At 57.4% G+C, this 18,929-nt stretch carries 16 protein-coding genes; 2 read left to right on the top strand and 14 right to left on the bottom strand.

The genetic code is table 11. The annotated features are described in order from the left end of the window. Positions 1-9: 9 nt before the first annotated feature. From BJP05_RS04190 to dapB, 7 genes are all read right to left on the bottom strand, one after another. On the bottom strand, positions 10-1,179 hold the full coding sequence (locus BJP05_RS04190) for a TerC family protein (RefSeq protein ID WP_070362319.1): 1,170 nt from the start codon (positions 1,177-1,179) through the stop codon (positions 10-12). Between the two features lie 179 nt (positions 1,180-1,358). Then, positions 1,359-4,370 carry a DNA translocase FtsK gene (locus BJP05_RS04185; protein WP_070362318.1) on the bottom strand — a complete coding sequence of 1,004 codons (3,012 nt, stop codon included), beginning with the start codon at positions 4,368-4,370 and terminating at the stop codon, positions 1,359-1,361. 86 nt (positions 4,371-4,456) lie between these two features. Then, a complete protein-coding gene (locus BJP05_RS04180; RefSeq protein ID WP_084028653.1) occupies positions 4,457-5,083 on the bottom strand; it encodes a TIGR03085 family metal-binding protein in 627 nt (208 codons plus the stop codon). A gap of 53 nt (positions 5,084-5,136) precedes the next feature. Next, entirely contained in the window at positions 5,137-7,149 is a 2,013-nt protein-coding gene (locus tag BJP05_RS04175; RefSeq protein ID WP_070362317.1) for a ribonuclease J, read from the bottom strand. A gap of 2 nt (positions 7,150-7,151) precedes the next feature. Continuing rightward, positions 7,152-8,060 (bottom strand): 4-hydroxy-tetrahydrodipicolinate synthase, encoded by a 909-nt coding sequence (dapA, locus tag BJP05_RS04170; protein ID WP_070362316.1) that lies wholly within the window; start codon positions 8,058-8,060, stop codon positions 7,152-7,154. Between the two features lie 45 nt (positions 8,061-8,105). After that, positions 8,106-8,825, bottom strand: coding sequence for an FAD-dependent thymidylate synthase (gene thyX / locus BJP05_RS04165; protein WP_240492802.1), 720 nt, complete (start codon positions 8,823-8,825; stop codon positions 8,106-8,108). Positions 8,826-8,861: 36 nt separating this feature from the next. After that, a complete protein-coding gene (gene dapB, locus BJP05_RS04160; RefSeq protein ID WP_070363490.1) occupies positions 8,862-9,608 on the bottom strand; it encodes a 4-hydroxy-tetrahydrodipicolinate reductase in 747 nt (248 codons plus the stop codon). Positions 9,609-9,704: 96 nt separating this feature from the next. Between dapB and BJP05_RS04155 the strand changes: the two genes are divergently transcribed. Continuing rightward, positions 9,705-10,319, top strand: coding sequence for a hypothetical protein (locus BJP05_RS04155; RefSeq protein WP_070362314.1), 615 nt, complete (start codon positions 9,705-9,707; stop codon positions 10,317-10,319). Between the two features lie 60 nt (positions 10,320-10,379). Here BJP05_RS04155 and BJP05_RS04150 read toward each other — a convergent pair whose 3' ends face one another. The 4 genes from BJP05_RS04150 to BJP05_RS04135 all read right to left on the bottom strand — a co-directional run bounded on the left by BJP05_RS04150 (position 10,380) and on the right by BJP05_RS04135 (position 15,190). Then, on the bottom strand, positions 10,380-12,698 hold the full coding sequence (locus tag BJP05_RS04150) for a polyribonucleotide nucleotidyltransferase (RefSeq protein ID WP_070362313.1): 2,319 nt from the start codon (positions 12,696-12,698) through the stop codon (positions 10,380-10,382). 138 nt (positions 12,699-12,836) lie between these two features. Continuing rightward, entirely contained in the window at positions 12,837-13,106 is a 270-nt protein-coding gene (gene rpsO / locus BJP05_RS04145) for a 30S ribosomal protein S15 (protein WP_070362312.1), read from the bottom strand. 99 nt (positions 13,107-13,205) lie between these two features. Then, positions 13,206-14,159, bottom strand: a complete 954-nt coding sequence (locus BJP05_RS04140) for a nucleoside hydrolase (protein WP_205634849.1) — start codon at positions 14,157-14,159, stop codon at positions 13,206-13,208. A 38-nt stretch (positions 14,160-14,197) separates the two neighbouring features. Then, a complete protein-coding gene (locus BJP05_RS04135) occupies positions 14,198-15,190 on the bottom strand; it encodes a bifunctional riboflavin kinase/FAD synthetase (protein WP_070362311.1) in 993 nt (330 codons plus the stop codon). 30 nt (positions 15,191-15,220) lie between these two features. On the opposite strand from BJP05_RS04135, the gene truB reads away from it, so the two are divergent. Next, a complete protein-coding gene (gene truB, locus BJP05_RS04130) occupies positions 15,221-16,114 on the top strand; it encodes a tRNA pseudouridine(55) synthase TruB (RefSeq protein WP_070362310.1) in 894 nt (297 codons plus the stop codon). Positions 16,115-16,145: 31 nt separating this feature from the next. Here truB and BJP05_RS04125 read toward each other — a convergent pair whose 3' ends face one another. The 3 genes from BJP05_RS04125 to BJP05_RS04115 are packed head-to-tail and all read right to left on the bottom strand — an operon-like array spanning position 16,146 to position 18,923. Beyond that, positions 16,146-16,799 carry a 4'-phosphopantetheinyl transferase gene (locus BJP05_RS04125; protein ID WP_070362309.1) on the bottom strand — a complete coding sequence of 218 codons (654 nt, stop codon included), beginning with the start codon at positions 16,797-16,799 and terminating at the stop codon, positions 16,146-16,148. Beyond that, on the bottom strand, positions 16,799-17,602 hold the full coding sequence (locus tag BJP05_RS04120) for a metallophosphoesterase (RefSeq protein WP_070362308.1): 804 nt from the start codon (positions 17,600-17,602) through the stop codon (positions 16,799-16,801). The genes BJP05_RS04125 and BJP05_RS04120 overlap by 1 nt, the downstream gene beginning before the upstream one ends. A 7-nt stretch (positions 17,603-17,609) precedes the next feature. Further along, complete coding sequence (locus BJP05_RS04115) at positions 17,610-18,923, bottom strand: MATE family efflux transporter (protein ID WP_070362307.1); 1,314 nt, start codon at positions 18,921-18,923, stop codon at positions 17,610-17,612. Between the last annotated feature and the right edge of the window lie 6 nt (positions 18,924-18,929).

Here is an 18,929-nt window from a genome sequence, read left to right as displayed (position 1 = left end):
GCGGAGGTTCTACTTCCTCCCGCGCTGGACGTGAAGGTGATCCGTCTCGCGGGAACCAGTGGCGGTGTGGTCGCCCTTGCCCGACGTTGCAGGGTCATCAATCCACTCGATGTGGTGGCCCTGATTGTCGACTTTCCGGCGATTGCCGTGGTCGTCATAGTCAATGTGCCAGCTCGGACCGTTCGGGTCCCGCCGCCCAGCCTTGATATCCGCTCGGTCCTTCACCATGGAGCACAGCACGGTAATCACCAGTACTGCCACAATGAAGCCGAGCGATGCAACGGTGCCGACCTCCGGTACGCTCACGTTCTCACCGCCATTGACAAATGGCAGATTGTTCTCGTGTAGCGCGTGAAGCAACAGTTTGATGCCGATAAAGCCAAGAATTACGCCCAATCCGTACGGCAGATACACCACACGGTCCAACAAGCCAGAAAGCAGGAAGAACATCTGGCGAAGGCCCATGAGTGCGAACGCATTCGCGGTAAACACGATGTACGCCTCAGAGGTAATCCCGTAGATTGCTGGGATCGAATCAAACGCAAACATTACGTCGATAAACCCAATGGAGAGCAGTGCGACGAACAGCGGGGTCGCTGCGGACTTGCCCTCCTTCGTCTTCGACCACAGCTTGTCACCGTGGTAGGAGCTCGTGACTGGGACGACTTTACGGAGTGCCTTCACGACAGCCATATCGTTCGGATCTGTTTCAGGTGCATCAGTCGCTTCGTCGTAGACGAGCTTGACAGCCGTGTAGATCAAGAACGCTGCGAAGATGTAGAAGACGTCGCTCCACGCCGCGATAAGTGCTGCGCCGAGCAGAATAAACAGCAAGCGGCATACCAACGCGATAACAATGCCCAGGAGCAGCACCTTTTGCTGATACTTCCTTGGAATCTTGAACGCGCCCATGATCAGTGCGAAGACGAACAAGTTGTCCACGGACAGCGCCAGCTCAGTAATGTAGCCGGTGAAGAACTGGACGCCGTGCTCGCCGTCCCACTCCCACCAGATCACACCGCCACAGATCGCTGCCATCGTCATGTAGAACAGCGTCCAAAAGCCCGATTCTTTGATAGTTGGCTCGTGGGCCTGGCGAACGTGAATAAGAAAGTCAAAGGCGAAAAAGCCCAGAATGATTGCTGCAGTGAGCAGCCATATCCATAGGGGGACACTCAACGTGGTTACCTCCGGTCGTTGCATAGGACAAAGAAAGACCGGAGGTCTCCCCCACCACGTAGCTACGCGGCTGCCTCAACCGGGATACGTATGTTCCGTGTTGACGATTCGAGGCACTTGCGGGGTACTCCCCTCCAATGCGAATGCCAGGCTACACCATCAAGAGGAGTCGCTACCAGTTATACGGCTCCACCGGTGGGATTGTAGGTTGCTTCGACCGTCTTAACGTCATCTTCATCTGCAGTGGCGTCATCACCACGTTGTGCGTCGACGTCCTTCGGTGCGTCCGCGGGATCCGCACCCTTGAGCATCCAAAGAATGGTCTCGAGCTCCTCTGGCTTCACCAGCACTTCACGAGCCTTGGAGCCTTCCGATGGCCCAACGATGCCACGGGACTCCATCAAATCCATCAGTCGGCCGGCCTTTGCAAAACCGATACGCAGCTTGCGCTGCAGCATGGAGGTCGATCCGAGCTGCGCCGTAACAACGAGTTCAACGGCTTCCAGCAGGTCGTCCAGGTCCTTGCCGATGTCGTCGTCGATAACTTTCTTCTCGGACTCCTTCTCTTCCGTAACGCCCTCGACGTACTGTGGTTCGTCCTGGCTCTTGGCAGCGTCCACGACGGCTTGGATTTCAGCGTCAGACACAAACGCACCTTGCATGCGTTGCGGCTTGCCGGCGCCCTGCGGGATGAAGAGACCGTCGCCCATGCCAATGAGCTTCTCCGCGCCACCCTGGTCGAGGATGACGCGTGAGTCAGTAAGCGAGGATGTTGCAAACGCGAGCCTGGACGGCACGTTCGTCTTGATCAAGCCCGTGACGACGTCCACCGAAGGTCGCTGCGTAGCCAAGACAAGGTGGATACCTGCTGCGCGGGCCTTCTGCGTAATGCGGACGATCGAGTCCTCGATCTCCTTCGGCGCGGTCATCATGAGATCGGCAAGCTCGTCGACGACACAGACGATAAACGGGTAGGGACGCATCTCGCGCTGGGAGCCAGCAGGAGCAGTGATTTCACCGCTCTTCACCTTCTTGTTGAAGTCCTTGATGTGGCGGACCCGAGCGGTCTTCATGTCCATGTACCGCTGCTCCATCTCCTCCACCAGCCACTGTAGTGCCGCCGAAGCCTTCTTCGGCTGCGTGATAATTGGCGTGATCAGATGTGGAATCCCCTCGTACGGAGTGAGCTCCACCATCTTTGGGTCGATGAGGATCAGACGTACTTCTTCAGGTGTTGCGCGCGTCAGCAAGGAAACCAACATCGAGTTCACGAACGCCGACTTACCGGATCCCGTAGAACCCGCAACAAGCAAGTGCGGCATCTTCTGCACCGAAGAGGCAATAAAGTCGCCCTCGATGTCCTTACCTAAGCCGATGAGCATAGGGTCATCGTCTGCAGCAACATTCGGCGCTTCGAGGACATCGCGCAGACGAACCATTTCACGGTCCTGATTCGGCACCTCAATGCCGACGGCAGATTTGCCGGGAATTGGCGTCAACAAACGAACGTTATCGGTCGCGACTGCATAGGCAAGATTGGACTGCAAGTTGGTAATCTTCGACACCTTGACGCCGGGCCCAAGCTCTACTTCGTAGCGGGTCACGGTCGGACCACGGGAGAAGCCCGTCACCATAGCGTTGACCTTGAACTCCTCGAAGACCTCTGTGATGGCTTCGATCATGCGATCGTTGGCTTCGGTGCGAGTCTTCGGCGCTTGGCCAGCGAGCAGCAAATCGGTTGTTGGAACGACGTAGGTGGAATTCCTGTCGACCTTCTTCGCGTGGCCATCCTTCGGCGCCTCAGGTGGAGTTGCGCTTGGGTCCTTCCCTGAACGCGCTACGACCGCCTGTCGAACTGCGTCTCGCGACTGATCGACGGCATCCCGTTGAGCCTCCTCAAGCGTAGGCCGGGGCAGAATCTTCGTCTCCTCGGGTTGCGCAGGCTGACGTTTCGACGCCGCCTTCGTCGCAGGACGTTCAATGACCGCAGTGGCGTCGCTGCCTTCCTGCGCATCGAAGTCTTCACCGAAATCGAAAACCTCTGTCTCATCACCCTGTGCTTGAGGCGCTGACGCTGGCTTCGCCGGGTAGTTATCCAGTGGCGTGGAGGCCTTTCGCAACTTCTCCGAGAAAGACGAAAACCCAGAAACCCTTGGTTTCTTCGCCGCGGTACGTGGAGAAAGACCGGTACGTGGGCTCCTCGATTCAGGCTCAACCCGCGAGCGCTTTGCCGACGTGCGCGGGCGCCCCTCTGCGATAGCGTCAATGTCCCGGCCTACATCACTGTAAGGATCTGACTCATCGTCAGTCTCGGGCCGCTGGAATACCGAGCTAAGCCACGCAGTGAAAAAGTCATAGGCCTCACGCACAGTAATACCGGTTGTACGAAGCGCACCATAAACAATAACAAGTCCCAACAGCGGGACTGCCACATAAGAGGAGAATCCAGCGGCGAGCAAACCACCGGTGAACGTGCCCACTACCCCACCGGCGATCTTGCGGGATTCCCAATCTGCAGGGTTGCCAGCGAAGACATGAATCATGCCAAGCATCGCAACACCAATAATCAACAGGCCCGACGCCACCCTGGCACGTACTGCCGGTTCTGCCTTCACGTTCAGCATGAGAGCGATAGCGATGCAGACCAAAATCACAGGAAGCAGGAGCGCACCAGCACCAATTGCCCAGTGAACACCCTGCGCAATGACGTTGCCTATCGGGCCAGCGATATCCATCCATACGGAGGCCCCCAGGATCGCGGCAAGGCCAATGAGCACTAAACCATACGCGTCAACGTTGCCACGCGAGATACCCAACGAGCGACTGGACCTTCGTGGGTGCTCTTCACGTTGCGGCGCCTCAGCAGAGGGGCCGTCATCAAGAAAATCGAAGTTGTCGTCCTCGTCATCGTATCCGTTTGCGTCGGGCACGCTGTCAAAACTCTCCTTACGGCGTGGTCGAAGTTTGGTAAGCAACGAACCAGCTCCGCGAACTGCACTGCCAATTGAGCTTCCGACGACTCTCGTCGCGGACCCGACCCGTTCATCGGCAGTCTCTGCCGCGACCATGGACGAGGTCGGTGGATGCGTCATCGACGCTGGGGCACCGTAACGGCTCGTCGTTGAACGTGCACGGTCCCGCGGGCCTGTCGAAGCTCGCGTATTTCGTGGCGCTGGTTTCCTGGCAGACATGTGCTACACATTAGTACCTTGCGCACCATTATTACCATCCGCCACTCTAAAACCACAGATATTGTTACAGGCGAATGAATCAAGTACTACAACTTGATATCTACTCCAGCAAGAGCTTCAACCGCACCGGTTACATCCACTTCGACCGCGCTGCGACCGGCGGCCCACAACAATAGTTCCCCGGGTTCGCCGTATACGCGGACGACGTTATCGCCCTGCTTTGAAACGCCGATGCCTTCGCCAATGACGGCAGGAGGCAAGTCCGGTGGCGTCAAAATCACAGGTACCGCAACACCTTTCAGCGTGACTGAACCAAACCGCTTCGCAAGCTTCAAAAGTTCTTTGTTGGTGACGGCGCTAAACTGCCGAGGCTCGACCTTACCTCTACCTCGACGAACGTCTTCGTGGTGAATAAAGTGCTCGGCTGTATTTAACGTGTCGTCACTCGGCTTGAAAAGCGAAGGCGGACCGATGGCCCAGAGACGCACAAGATCCTCGTACGACCATGATGCAAGTCGGGCTTCCTCCGCCTCCAAAAACTTCCTCGCTCGCTTTACGAATATTCCGATGGCAGCTAATGGCCTTCGTTCACGGATATAGAGGTGCGTCGCCAAATCGCGAGTGTTCCAGCCCTCGCACAGCGTCGGTGCTTCAGGTCCGACTTCGAGTAACAGTTCAGCGAGTTGATTTCGTTCAGTCTTTGCAAATGACATGGGCCCTAGCATAGTGCCAGGGCCCATAGTTCTGCTCACAAAAGTGTCAGGTATTAAAGCGACTCTCGTGTTGCTTGAACATCAGCGTCTTCTGCCGGTCCAATATCCGCCGCGGTTGGAACCACGGTTGGAAGAATGACTGGCTCACGCTTGTACTTCTGCTCAATCGTTCGCGAGAGCTGACGACGAAGCTGCTGCACCATGCGGTACGGGTCATTCTCCCCTTCTGCAGCCAAATCACCCATAACTTCCTGGACACGCTCGACGACCTTCTTATTGAAGTCACGGTCGTCTTCAGAGAAACCAGTGGTGGAGACGCGCGGTACCTCAATGAGGCTACTCGTGCGGTCGTCGATCACGCAGGTAATCGAGACAACGCCACCTGAGGCAAGCGAGCTGCGGTCTGCCAGCACGTCCGGGTCAACGTCGCCCATCGTCGCGCCATCAACATAAAGCTGTCCGACCTGGTACTGGCCAACAACCTTGATCTTGCCCTTCGTCATGTCAACCACAACACCATTTTGAGCAAGTGCGGTATTCTCCGGCTTCACACCGGTCGCAATAGCGAGCTCCTTGTTCGCGCGCATGTGGCGCCACTCACCGTGCACAGGCATAGCGCAAGTCGGGCGTGCTGCGTTGTACAGGAAGAGAAGCTCACCGGCGTAGCCGTGGCCAGAAGCGTGGACATGAGCTTCGGAGTTCGTCACCACAGTCGCACCGATTTGTGCGAGGTTGTTGATCGTCGCGAACACAGCCTCCTCATTACCTGGGATCAGGGAAGACGACAGGATGATCATGTCACCGTCGCGGATGGTGATCTGGCGGTGTTCACGGCGCGACATACGCGAAAGCGCAGCCATCGGCTCGCCCTGCGTACCCGTTGTGATCAGCACAATCTTATGCGGCGCCATCTTGGCAGCTTCTTCGATAGGGATAATCGTGTTCTTCGGAGCCTTCAGCAGGCTCATCTTCTCGGCGATTTCCATATTTCTCAACATGGAGCGGCCGTTGAAGGCAACCTTGCGACCATTCGCTACAGCCGCGTTGACTGCCATTTGGACGCGAGCAACGTTGGAAGCAAACGAAGCAATCACAACGCGTTGCTTCGCCTGGCTCACCAAACGCGTCAGTGTCTCCTCGATACCGGCCTCGGATGCAGAAATACCCGGCACCGTAGCGTTCGTGGAGTCGCACATAAACAGATCGACGCCTTCGTCACCGTAACGCGACAGCGCCGGCAGGTCCGTCGGCATTCCATCGTACGGAGTCTGGTCCACCTTGACGTCACCGGTCATCACAACATGACCCGCGCCGGTCTTAATAGACAGTCCGAGACACTGCGGAATGGAGTGATTCACGTGCCAGAAACGCACGTGGAATGGGCCCAAGTTGACGGAAGAATCCTTGTTCACCTCATGCAACTTCGGACGCTGACGGTGCTCCTTCGTCTTCGCAGCAATCAGCGCATTGGTGAAACGCGACGAGTAAATCGGGATATCCGGGCGCAGCTTCAACAGCCACGGGATTGCGCCAATGTGGTCTTCATGACCATGTGTGACAACCAGGGCCTCGACCTTGTCCAACTTCTTTTCAATCGGACCAAAGTCAGGCAGCACAAGATCAACGCCTGGTTCACCGGAGTTCGGGAACAGCACACCACAGTCGACGATGAGCAGGCGCCCGTTGTATTCAAACACCGTCATATTACGACCGATTTCGGAAATACCACCCAAGGCGTAAATACGCAGGGTTCCCTTCGGTGCCTTCGGAGGAGCCGGGAGGCGCTTCGTCAAGTCTGCGCCCTGCATCGACTTCACCGGGTTGCGACGGCCACCGCCGTTGTTACCGCGTCCACGGCCGCGTCGGCGATTCCTGCCGTTACCGCCATTTCCGTTCGAGTTCCGGGACTTGCTATCCCGCTGTGACTTCTCAGGGCCCTTGTCATCTTCATTACTTGCGGTTCCTGCGGCCTGCTTCGGTGCCTGAAACACCGGCTTCTGTTCAGTGGCCTCAGGTGGCCCTGCTTTACGCGTCACTTTGCGTGAGCGTGTACGGGGTTCGTTCATACTTAAAGGACTCCAGCCTTCTTCAAATCTTCTCTGAGAACCTCTACCTGCTCAGAGGTCGCTCCGACCACTGGCAGGCGTGGTTCGCCTACTTCAATGCCCTGCAGACGCAGAGCAGCCTTTGCAAATGTTGTGCCACCGAGAATCGCTTGTTGATGTGCGAGAACGTCGATGACATTGGCGTTAATTTCCCGCGCACGGACGAGGTCGCCTTCCTCGAAGCTTGTGATGAGCTCGCGCAACGCTTGCGGTGCTGCGTGGCCTACAACCGAGATCACACCGGTTGCCCCCATGGCCAGCCACGGCAGGTTCAGCGGGTCATCCCCGGAATACCATGCCAGGCCTGTTGATTGGATCAACGGTGCTGCCTGGAAGAAGTCGCCTTTCGCATCTTTCATCGCAACTACGGTTGGCAATTCCGCCAACTTCGCAATGGTGTCCGAGGCAATCGGAATCGCAGAGCGTCCTGGAATGTCGTAGAGGCAGATCGGCAACGAAGTTGCAGAAGCGATCTCCCGGAAGTGCGCAAACACGCCGTCTTGAGACGGCTTCGAGTAATACGGCGTGACAACCAAGAGGCCATCAGCCCCTGCCTCAGCAGCTTCCTTCGCCAATGCGACGGACTTTCGGGTGTCGTTCGTGCCTACTCCGGCGATAAGTTTGGCGCTATCGCCAACTTCTTCACGCACCGCTTTCAGTAACGCGACTTTCTCTTCACTGGTTGTCGTTGGCGATTCGCCCGTCGTGCCCGCAAGCACGAGGGCATCAATGCCATTGCCGACAAGGTGGGCAGCTAATGCTCGTCCTGCCTTAACGTCTAGCTCGCCATGCTTATCGAACGGCGTGACCATTGCGACGCAGACTGTGCCGAAAACGTCAGCACCGATATTAGCTTTCATAGAAGTGCCCATGCCAAAAGAGCGTACCCTTTTTGCTGGCTGAATGTAACTCCACCGCTACGTTTTGTACTGGGTTGTTGCCTTCTTAGTCCCGTCCGGCAGCGTTGTGACAACGAAGTCCTCGAACAAGACGGGTGCGCACTCACTCAAAAGTTCCAGACACCTCACGGCGACCGCTCGTAGCTCCTCCCCACTGTGCTCAGCTGCCCTGGTCGCAACAAAATTCCGCCAAGTCCGGAGGTTGCCGCTGACAACAAGTCGGGTTTCTCTCGCAGCCGGAGCAAGTGCCATAGCTGCCTCGCGTACCTGTTGCTTGCGCAGTAACACATTCTTCTCATCCGTCAGACTTGCTTCCACCGCGTTATGCAATTCGTCGTGCACAAACGCAGCGTCTTCAATCGCGTGCTCGAAAAACCGTTGAAGTTGCTCGTCGCGCTGTACAACGCTAGGAACCACGACTCCTCTTTGCTCTTCAGGTAAGGAGTACTGTGAAAGCTCGCTGATTGAAAAGTCTCGGTGTCGCAATATCTCATGGCTGGTGGCCATTGAGATTCCCTGAATATACAGCGTCACGCTTGCGTGCTCGAGCAGCGAGAGGTTGCCGGTATCAATGACGTGATGCAGGAAGGCGTCCGTGCTCGAAGTGTGAGACTCATTGTCACCGAAGGAGTCATAGCTTGCCCTGCCTGCAAATTCGACGACAGCATCCGCCGCCGCTGCACCAGATGAAGGCCGCCAGCCCAGTCCGGCTGGCGGTTCGAACGTTGATGCTGCCACGAGCTGGATGCTGAGTTGGCGCTGCGGCTGCATCTGTTACAGCCCGAGGAACTTGTCAAGGCCGATCGTGAGGCCTGGATGATCCATGACGTTTCGCACGCCGAGCAATACACCCGGTACGAACGAATCACGCCCATAGGAATCTTGGCGGATAGTCAGCGACTGATCGACGGTACCGAAGATTACTTCCTCATGCGCAACCATTCCGGTCATACGCACAGCGTGGACTCGGACGCCATCTAGATCCGTGCCGCGCGCTCCATCGAGTTCCTGCACAGTGGCATCCGGACAAGGTTGCATTCCGGCGGCCTTTCGGGCCTCTGCAATCCCTTGCGCTGTCTTTACCGCAGTGCCGGACGGTGCATCCAGCTTGTTCGGATGGTGGTACTCAACTACCTCGGCTGACTCGAAGAACTTGGCCGCCTGGCGAGCAAAGGACATCGTCAATACAGCTGAGATGGCGAAGTTAGGCGCAATGAGAACGCCAGTGCCCTGCGAAGCAGCACACCAGCTGCGTACTTGGTCGTAGCGATCGTCGTCAAATCCTGTTGTGCCCACTACACAGTGGATGCTGTGCTTGATACAGAACTCGAGATTGCTCATTACCGAATCTGGAGTGGTGAAGTCGACGATAACTTCGGCACCAGCGTCCAACAGTTTTTCTAAGCTGTCGTCTTTATCGATCTCGGCTACAAGTTCAAGATCATCAGCCGCGCGCACGCCCGCTACAACTGCGGTACCAACGCGCCCATGCGCTCCCAAAACACCGACTTTGATTGTCATATCCATTCCTCAATTCTGCTTTGCGAGTTGCGTTCGTTCTACTGCTGTCACTGTAGCGCGCCGTGCGGCAGGTGTGGTTCGGTACACTCGAAAAGCATGAAGAGTAGCTTGATCCTCCCCGGTGTCCTCGCCGTGGCTGCACTGCTCACCGCGTGCGGCACGGGTTCCGAAGTGACAGAGCCGTCCACAGCAACTGCGTCCCCTGAAAGCGTTGCAGCTACCACTACACAAGACGCATCTGCTACGGAGTCAACGGTGTCGGCTGCCGCATCTCCCGCAGCCCCAGTCGCTCTCAACACCTTCGCTCCGCCCGAAGGTGCCCCTGAGCTAACGCTCCAGGATATTCGAGTCGGTAGCCATGAGGCATACGACCGCGTCGTCTTCGAGTTCTCAGGCAATGGCCTACCTGGCTATCGAATCCAGTACACCGATAAGGCACTCCAGCAGGCCTCCGGCCACGAGCTCGCGGTCTCCGGTAACGACATCTTGGAGGTGCTCATCGAAGGCACACCGATGGATCGACTCCCGAGCAACCCTGATCTTATCTCCGCTGGCCCGTATCAGCTGGCAACCGGCAACGTCGCTGGGATCACCAACGGCGGCACGTTTGAAAACCAGTCGCAGTTCTTCATCGGACTCGACCGGCAGCGTTCGTTTGAGGCTACGGTGTTGGAAAGTCCAACACGGCTAGTTATTGACGTCCACCGTTAGCTCGGCAAACGCGTAGTGGCCAGGGCGTAAATGCCCTGGCCACTTCTTTAAGCGGTGAGACTACTTGTCCTGCTCAACAGGAACAAGGGAGATCTTGCCGCGATTATCAATATCACGAATCTCGACCTCGATCTTGTCACCGACGTTGACAACGTCCTCGACCTTCTCGATGCGCTTGTTGCCACCCAAGTTCGAGATATGAATCAGGCCGTCGGTTCCCGGGACGATCGAAACGAACGCGCCGAATGCAACGGTTTTGACCACGGTACCCAGGTAGTGCTCGCCTACCTTCGGCAACTGTGGGTTAGCAATTGCGTTGATCTTGTCGATCGCGGCGTCTGCTGCTTCGCCACTGGTTGCCGAGACGTACACGGTTCCGTCCTCTTCAATCGAGATGTCCGCGCCGGTTTCCTCGGTAATCGAGTTGATCATCTTGCCCTTCGGGCCAATGACCTCACCAATCTTGGAAACAGGAACCTTCACCGTGGTGATTTTCGGCGCCAACGAGCTCATGTCATCCGGCGAATCAATGACCTCTGCCATCGTGTCCAGGATGGTCTCTCGAGCATCATGCGCCTGCTTCAGAGCCGAAGCGAGCACGTCAGAAGGAATGCCGTCCAGCTTGGTATCAAGCTGCAGGGCGGTGATGAACTCGCGGGTGCCTGCCACCTTGAAGTCCATATCGCCGAACGCATCTTCCGCGCCCAGAATGTCCGTCAGAGCGACGTACTTCGTCTCACCATCGACGTCACCCGACACAAGGCCCATCGCAATACCCGCGACCGGAGCAGCCAGTGGCACACCAGCGTTGTACAGCGACAACGTCGATGCACACACGGAGCCCATCGACGTCGAACCGTTGGAGCTCAGCGCCTCAGAAACCTGGCGAATCGTGTACGGGAAGTCCTCGCGCGAAGGTATCACTGGCAACAGCGCGCGCTCTGCAAGCGCACCGTGACCGATTTCGCGGCGCTTCGGGGAGCCAACACGACCTGTTTCACCAGTCGAATACGGTGGGAAGTTGTAGTGGTGAATGTAACGCTTCGAAGTCTCAGGGCTCAGCGAATCGATTGGCTGTTCCATCTTCAGCATGTCAAGCGTCGTCACACCAAGGATCTGGGTCTCACCGCGCTCGAACAGTGCCGAACCATGCGCACGCGGGACCAGTTCGACTTCCACGCCGAGGTCACGGATCGCGGTCACGCTGCGACCGTCGATACGGTAGCCATCCTTCAGGATCTTGCCTCGAACAATCTCCTTCTGCAGTGCGTTGTACGCCGCGCGAATCTCCTTCACCACAGCAGCAACATCGTCGTCATCTTCGTCGACGTCGAGGCGGTCAAGCACATCTTCTTCGATGTCCTCGATGTACGCGTTGATCTTCTCTTCGCGCTCCTGCTTGCCAGCGATGGTCAGGAAGGAAGCGAGCTTCTTCGATGCCTTCTTCTCCACTGCTTCAAACACCTCATCGGTGTATGCCGGGAAAAGCGGAAACTCCTTGCGTTCCTTGTCGAACTGAGCTGCAAGGTCGCGCTGCGCCTCACACAGCGTCTTGATGTACGGTTTCGCAGCCTCCAGACCGTCTGCGACGGTTTCCTCGGTAGGTGCAGGTGCGCCGTCAGCGATCAGCTTGACGACGTTCGCGCCAGCTCCTGCCTCAACCATCATGATTGCAACATCCGCTTCCGTCTTACGGCCACGCTTGCGCTCAACAATGCGGCCCGCAACAACCATCTCGAAGATGGCACGCTGGTGCTGCTCGTGATTCGGGAATGCAACCCACTGGCCTTCTGGGTGTTTATCGTCAGCGATCAATGCCATACGCACACCACCAACAGGGCCGGAAACCGGCAGGCCAGAAAGCTGCGTTGCTGCGGAAGCTCCGTTGATAGCGACAACGTCGTAGTACTCTTCCGGGGCGATCGACAGGACGGTAATCACGACCTGAACCTCGTTGCGCAGCCCCTTCACGAAGGTTGGGCGCAGTGGGCGGTCGATGAGACGGCAAGCCAGGATCGCCTCGGTGGATGGGCGGCCTTCGCGGCGGAAGAACGAGCCCGGGATACGGCCCGCGGCATACATTCGCTCCTCGACATCAACGGTCAGAGGGAAGAAATCAAAGCCTTCGCGGGGGTTATTCGACGCCGTAGTCGTCGCAAGCATCATGGTGTCATCGTCCAGGTAGGTCGTCACCGACCCATCTGCCTGGCGAGCCAACTGGCCCGTCTCAAAACGAATGGTGCGAGAACCGAAATCACCGTTGTCGAGCGACGCTACTGCTTCGGTAACCCCATACTCTTCATCAACGTGGATTTCGTACGAATTTCTCGGCTTAAAACTGCTCAATTGATCCCTCTCCTTGGATCTCCGGGCGATCATCGATGTCGCCGTTTTTGTGTCATTTAGAACGAAGCACACTCTACCACCCTGCCAGGGATTTCACCACGCTTCAGACACAGCTAAACCCCCGCCCTAAAAAGCCAGAGCGGGAGTTTGAAGCCTTATGACGTGATCGTCTTAACGACGCAGGCCGAGACGAGCAATCAGGTCACGGTAGCGCTCGACGTTGTTCTCGCGCAGGTACTTCAGCAGACCACGACGGCGACCAACCAGCAGCAGCAGGCCACGACGGGAGTGGTGGTCGTGCTGGTGGAACTTCAGGTGCTCAGTCAGGTTGTTGATGCGCTCGGTGAGCAGCGCAACCTGCGCCTCCGGGGAACCGGTGTCAGTCTCGTGCACACCGTAGGTCTTCAGAATCTCTGCCTTTTTCTCAGCGTTCAGCGCCATGAAAAACTCCTCATTTGTTTCAGTCCGCATATACTTTGACCACTTTGTGCTGCAACTGCTGCGAACCACAGTCTCAACTCGCACAAAGCCTGGACTACTTTAGCTGCTGCGCGCCAGGTTGGTCAAACGTGTCATGAACTCATCGAGGAATCGATCAACGTCGACACCAACTGCAACCTGACTCGTCTTCTTCGGGTCATTCAGACGCTCCGGGTCCCCGATCGTTCGTCCACGAGTTGGCTCTTCGAGGTCCGTGCGCAGGTTTACACCAACGCAGTCAACCAGGCTGGGATCTATCGCAACTGCTACCGCCAACGGGTCATGCAGCCCGCACCCACCAAGATGCGGCGAAGTTGTTTCATATGCCTTGATGTAAAAGTCAGTCGCCTTTGCCAAGAAGTTGCCCTGAGACGTGCCCAACTCCTTCCACACCGCGGTTTCCTTCGACGTCAACAACGTCTGCAAAGTAACATCGAGCCCGATCATGGTGAGGTTCTGCGCCCTGCGCATCACAAAGTCAGCAGCTTCGGGGTCCTGATTGATGTTCGCCTCAGTGCACGTATTGACGTTTCCCGGCACGGTCAGCGCACCGCCCATCATCACAATCCTGGCACTGTCTGCAAAGTCTTTATCGGCTTCCATGGCAGCTGCGACCGTCGTCAGAGGCCCGACAGGAACAATCACTAATTCGTCGCCGTAGCGGTGGAACGCATCGACCATGAAGTCCACCGCGGAGGCTTCCTCGACAGCGCGATGGGCATCCGGAAGTTGCGCCTCCCCTATACCGTTTACGCCGTGAATGAACTGCGAAATTTCCAACACTTCAAAGCTGTCCTTGGCACGAGCATGCGTCGGGCCAGCGAACACGGGAATATCGGTGCGCCCGAATAGCTCGAGAATCGCGAGACTGTTGCGAACGCTATCAGCCACCGTGACGTTTCCATATGTCGATGTCACGCCGACAAGTTCCACTTCAGGTGAAGCCATAGCGTATGCCAACGCCAACGCGTCGTCGATACCGGTGTCTACGTCGAGAATCATCTTGATGGTCACAGCAAAAACCTTTCAAGCAACACAGATCAGCAACGGCTTTATTCTACGGAATCAGCAACAGGCTCGCTTAAGAGTTCGCGGGTCCGGGAAACGTCCCGAGCCATGTGCTCCAGAAGCTCGTCAACGGAATCGAACTTGACCATGTCGCGAACCTTCGCCACAAATTCGACGCGGGCCATCCGATCGTAGAGGTCAGCATCTCTATCAAGCACGTAGGACTCGACACTGCGCCGCTTGTCACCGAACGTCGGATTAGTGCCGACTGAAATCGCAGCCGGGTAGCGCTTTCCCGGAACCATGTTCCCGCCGATGGGGGCATCGTCGATAATTGTGAGCCACCCCGCGTACACCCCATCTTTCGGGAGGGCAGAAACGTCAGCAACATACTGATTCGCGGTCGGGTAACCGAGCTCGCGACCTCCTCGCCCAGCACCCCGCTTGATCGGACCCACGACGGAGAACGGCCTGCCCATGTAGTCCTTAGCCACGCTGATGTTGCCTTGTGCAAGCTCGTCCCGAATCGCCGTTGAACAAATTCTTGTCGCGCCCTCTTTCAGCAGGCGGACTACTGTCACATCAACACCATTCTGCTCACCGAGCTGCACCATCGTCTGCGACGTGCCGGAAGCATCTCGTCCGAACGTGAAATTCTCGCCCACAAAGATGTGACGAGCATGCAAGGTGCCCATCACTACTTTGTCGAAATAGTCTTGTGCACTCTCCCCCGCAAGCTCTTTGCGGAAATCGATAACGATCAGCGCGTCCACGCCAAGCTCAGCGATCAGCCGCGCCCGCTCCTCGAGTGGCATCAGCGCCGTGGGCGCGGCTTCCGGACGAAATACTGCTACCGGGTGCGGCTCAAATGTCATCACCACGCATGGCACCTGGAGACGCTTCGCCTCATCAACAGCTGCTTTGATCAGCATCTGGTGACCGCGGTGGACCCCGTCAAAGACCCCTATCGTCAGCACGGTGCCGTCAAGGGCACCGAACGATTCCGGTACAGCATTAAGACCGTGCAAAATATCCACGTGCAATAGCGTACGGCATACTAAAGAGCTATGAGTGATCCCCTCGCTACATCTGGAATTGTTGTCATCGATAAGCCCCAAGGCCTCACAAGCCACGACGTGGTCGCACGCCTTCGCCGTGCTTTCGGGACCCGCAAAGTCGGTCATGCCGGAACCTTGGATCCGATGGCGACTGGAGTACTGGTTGTCGGTATCGAACGTGGCACAAAGCTCCTCGCCCACCTCGTCGCGGAAACCAAGACGTACGAGGCAACCATTCGGCTCGGTGCCGCCACCACGACGGATGACGCCGAGGGCGAGGTCGTCAGCACCTCCCCCACCGATGCAGTCACTGACGCCGACATTATCGACGCCATCGACAGCTTCCGCGGCGATATCATGCAGCGTCCCTCAAGCGTGTCCGCAATCAAAATCGACGGCAAGCGCGCACATCAGCTCGTCCGCGAAGGACACGATGTCGAGATCCCAGCCCGACCAGTAACAATTCATGAGTACAGCATTTTGGGCATCGCTCGCGTCGATACCTGGATTGACGTCGATGTCCGTGTGCACTGCTCCTCGGGGACGTACATTCGCGCGCTCGCACGCGATCTAGGTGAGACCCTACACACCGGCGGGCACCTGACTGCGCTTCGCCGAACCACAGTCGGGCCCTTTAACCTCGAGCACGCATTGGAGCTGGAAGACATCCAGGCTCACCCGCGCTTCAGCCTCACCCTCGACGAAGCCTGCGCTACCTGTTGGCCGGTACTGCCCGTCACCAACGATGAATACGACGCCCTCGCTATGGGCAAATGGCTCGAACCTCGCGGACTTTCGGGTGTACACGCTGCACAACGTGACGACGGCCGCGTCGTCGCCCTTGTGAAAGAATCCAAGAAGCGTCTTGCCACGGTGTTTGTCGCGCGCCCATCCACGCTGTAGTCAGCGCTAACGCCGTTTTTCGCGTTTGTCGCTACAACAGAAACGCAGAAGTGATGACGTAGCCAGCCCGGTGCACCCAGCGCCCCTCAAAGAACGGAGCGGGCGTCGGCCGCTCGAGAATGTACGAAACAAATGTTCCGTTCGGCCGGATATAGATTTCCGCCTGATCGAATTCCAACATCTTTCGCGCCAACGGGAACCAACACTTATATGTGGCCTCTTTCGCGCAGAACAGCAGCCGATCAGCCCAGAAGCAGCCCTCTGCCCGAAGTGCGTCCAACATCTCAAGCTCGGTTGGGCACGCGATTTGGGGCAATACGCCTTCCGGAAGCGGCTCCGCCAGCTCAGCATCAATACCGATAGAGCGCACCTTGTTGAGTGGCGCAACGACCGCCGCACGAAAACCATCCGTATGCGTCAAGGAGCCGCACACGCCGTCGGGCCACAACGGCATCCCAGCTTCGCCCCGCATGATGCGGTGAGGACCTTCGACCCCTAGTTCGTCGAGGGCGCGGTGCGCACACCAACGGGCATCGCCGAACTCCCCTTTCCGGATATCGACTGCTCCGCGGACAACGCCTTTCTCCTGCTCGTCGAGATTATCGTAATTGCGGAGATTATGGCCGTCATCGGTTCGAAGAGAGACGAACCGCGCAGAGGGAGGGAATAATGACAGATCGCGCACTAGCGGTTCACCTCCCAGACTGGGTACGGCCAACGATGTTCCTCTGGCCAGCGCTGCCACTCCCTGGGGTACCCCAACGACACTTCAATATGCGGAATGCCGTCTACATGTACGGTCCCCGGGATATGAAGGTGTCCGTAGACTACGGCCTGTGCGTGGAACCGCTTAGGCCAACTGCGCGTGTGCCGGGTCCCGCACCACATGGCAATGTCCCCGTAGAACAGGCGGTGCGTTGGCTCCTTTACCAGTGGCCAGTGGTTGACCAAGATCGTCTTACCGTGCACGCGAGAAAGCCGCTTCGTTGTGTACGCCAAGCGCTCCCAGCACCACGCACGAGTATCTACAAATGGGCGGATAGCAAACTCGTCCGTCATCAGAATGTTGTTGTCGCGAGCTTTCTTCAGCGCGGCGTCGACACTTAAATGCTGAGGGCGAAACGAGTAGTCGTACAGAGTAAACAGTGGCGCCACCGTAATGCCGTGGAATACCGGGTACGGGTCCTCAGGCGTTACAACGCCGAGTTCTCGCATTGCCTGGACTAGCGCAACGTACTTATCACGGCCTCTGTAGCGTGATCGCTCGCTAGAGAACAGCTCGTGGTTTCCAGGGGCCCAGATGACTTTCTCAAACCGTTGAGCAAGTACACCCATCACGTTGACTATCAGCTCAAATTTCTCTGCAACATCACCCGCGACAATCAGCCAATCCCCCTCATGCCGCGGTTGAATGAGGTCGATCTTGGCCTGATTCGCCTTTACTGCAGCATGCAGGTCGCTGACCGCCCACAGTGTCGGACCTAGCATGACGTACTCACTCCTCTACCCCGGTGCGCGCCCACTTCATCGAACGGAACCGCCACAGCACTCCCACCAGACGCAACACGACTGAGACAAAATAGCCGGCCCACACACCCGCTAGACCCCACCCCAGCCACATGGACAACAACGTCAAAGGCAAAAATCCACCGAGCATTGCGCCAATCGAAAGGTTGCGCAGGAAGACAGCGTCACTCGCTCCAAGCAGCACCCCGTCGAGCGCAAACACCGCACCCCCCACAACGATCATCGCCACCAACCACCGCCAAGGGACGGTCAGCGCGTCTGCCATGCCAGGATCATGCGTAAAAATCGACTGGATTGGCCCATCGAACACTAGAAAAACCGCAGCGAGCACAACCGCAAACACCGTAGCGTAGCGCGTAACAGCTGCACCTGTCCTTCTTGCGCGCTCCACGTTTCCCTGCCCAAGTGCAGCCCCTGTAAGCGTCTGAGCTGCAATTGCGAGCGAGTCCAGCACGAGACACAGGAAGTTCCACAACTGCAGCAACACCTGGTGCGCGGCCAACGCGAAGACACCAAAACGACCAGCGACTGCGGTAGCGGCGAGCAACGAAATCTGAAAGGAGGCGGAGCGCAAAATCAAGTCACGTCCAAGCACCAACTGATGGGCAATGACATTCCACTGTGGGCGCCAAACAGCGCCCTCTCCTCGATGTTCCTTTACAAGCGCCCCAACGAATAGTGAAGCGGTAATTCCCATTCCTATTACATTGGCCACAGCAGAGCCCACCAGCCCAAAGTGGTCAACAAGCAAAGGCAATAGAACCGCCCCGGGCACAAGACCGCACAGCGTCAACACAAACGGTAGCCTGGTGTTTTGCACTCCTCGCATCCAACCATTACCTGCCATAATCAGCAGCGTCAGCGGAATAGCGACCGCCGCGACATGCATCCACTGCGCCGCGTCAGCAGACGTTTCCGCATTCTGAGTCAACGCGAACGCGATGGGTTCGGCGAACAGCCAAATAATCGACGCCAATCCGAGGCCCACGAGTATTGCCACCCACGAAGCCTGGACGCCTTCCGCGACCGCATCAGCACGCCGACCTGCGCCGTAAAGACGCGAGCTACGCGCGGTAGTGCCGTAGGAAAGAAACGTCAGCTGCGTGGTCACCGTAGATTGCACCGCAGTACCAGCAGCGAGCGCCGCAAGCTCAACCGTGCCCAGCCTTCCAACCACAGCAGTATCCAGCAGCAAATACAGAGGATTCGCCGCAAGCACGCCGAGGGCCGGTAGCGCCAGGGCAAAAATGTCACGCGCCCGCACACCATGCGTATTCGTCATACAGGA

The sequence above is a fragment of the Corynebacterium sp. NML98-0116 genome (assembly GCF_001767255.1).
Taxonomy (GTDB): domain Bacteria; phylum Actinomycetota; class Actinomycetes; order Mycobacteriales; family Mycobacteriaceae; genus Corynebacterium; species Corynebacterium pseudogenitalium.
Note: the sequence above shows the minus strand (reverse complement) of the source record. Positions and strands in the feature narration are given on the sequence as shown.

What these genes read in the sequence shown, in the direction of transcription:
- truB (WP_070362310.1), top strand. Translation starts at nt 15,221, where the DNA reads ATGAGTGATCCCCTCGCTACATCTGGAATTGTTGTCATCGATAAGCCC.
- BJP05_RS04155 (WP_070362314.1), top strand. Translation starts at nt 9,705, where the DNA reads ATGAAGAGTAGCTTGATCCTCCCCGGTGTCCTCGCCGTGGCTGCACTG.
- BJP05_RS04120 (WP_070362308.1), bottom strand. Translation starts at nt 17,602, where the DNA reads ATGCTAGGTCCGACACTGTGGGCGGTCAGCGACCTGCATGCTGCAGTA.
- BJP05_RS04175 (WP_070362317.1), bottom strand. Translation starts at nt 7,149, where the DNA reads ATGAACGAACCCCGTACACGCTCACGCAAAGTGACGCGTAAAGCAGGG.
- BJP05_RS04150 (WP_070362313.1), bottom strand. Translation starts at nt 12,698, where the DNA reads ATGATCGCCCGGAGATCCAAGGAGAGGGATCAATTGAGCAGTTTTAAG.
- BJP05_RS04115 (WP_070362307.1), bottom strand. Translation starts at nt 18,923, where the DNA reads ATGACGAATACGCATGGTGTGCGGGCGCGTGACATTTTTGCCCTGGCG.
- dapA (WP_070362316.1), bottom strand. Translation starts at nt 8,060, where the DNA reads ATGGGCACTTCTATGAAAGCTAATATCGGTGCTGACGTTTTCGGCACA.
- rpsO (WP_070362312.1), bottom strand. Translation starts at nt 13,106, where the DNA reads ATGGCGCTGAACGCTGAGAAAAAGGCAGAGATTCTGAAGACCTACGGT.
- BJP05_RS04185 (WP_070362318.1), bottom strand. Translation starts at nt 4,370, where the DNA reads ATGTCTGCCAGGAAACCAGCGCCACGAAATACGCGAGCTTCGACAGGC.
- BJP05_RS04180 (WP_084028653.1), bottom strand. Translation starts at nt 5,083, where the DNA reads ATGTCATTTGCAAAGACTGAACGAAATCAACTCGCTGAACTGTTACTC.
- dapB (WP_070363490.1), bottom strand. Translation starts at nt 9,608, where the DNA reads ATGACAATCAAAGTCGGTGTTTTGGGAGCGCATGGGCGCGTTGGTACC.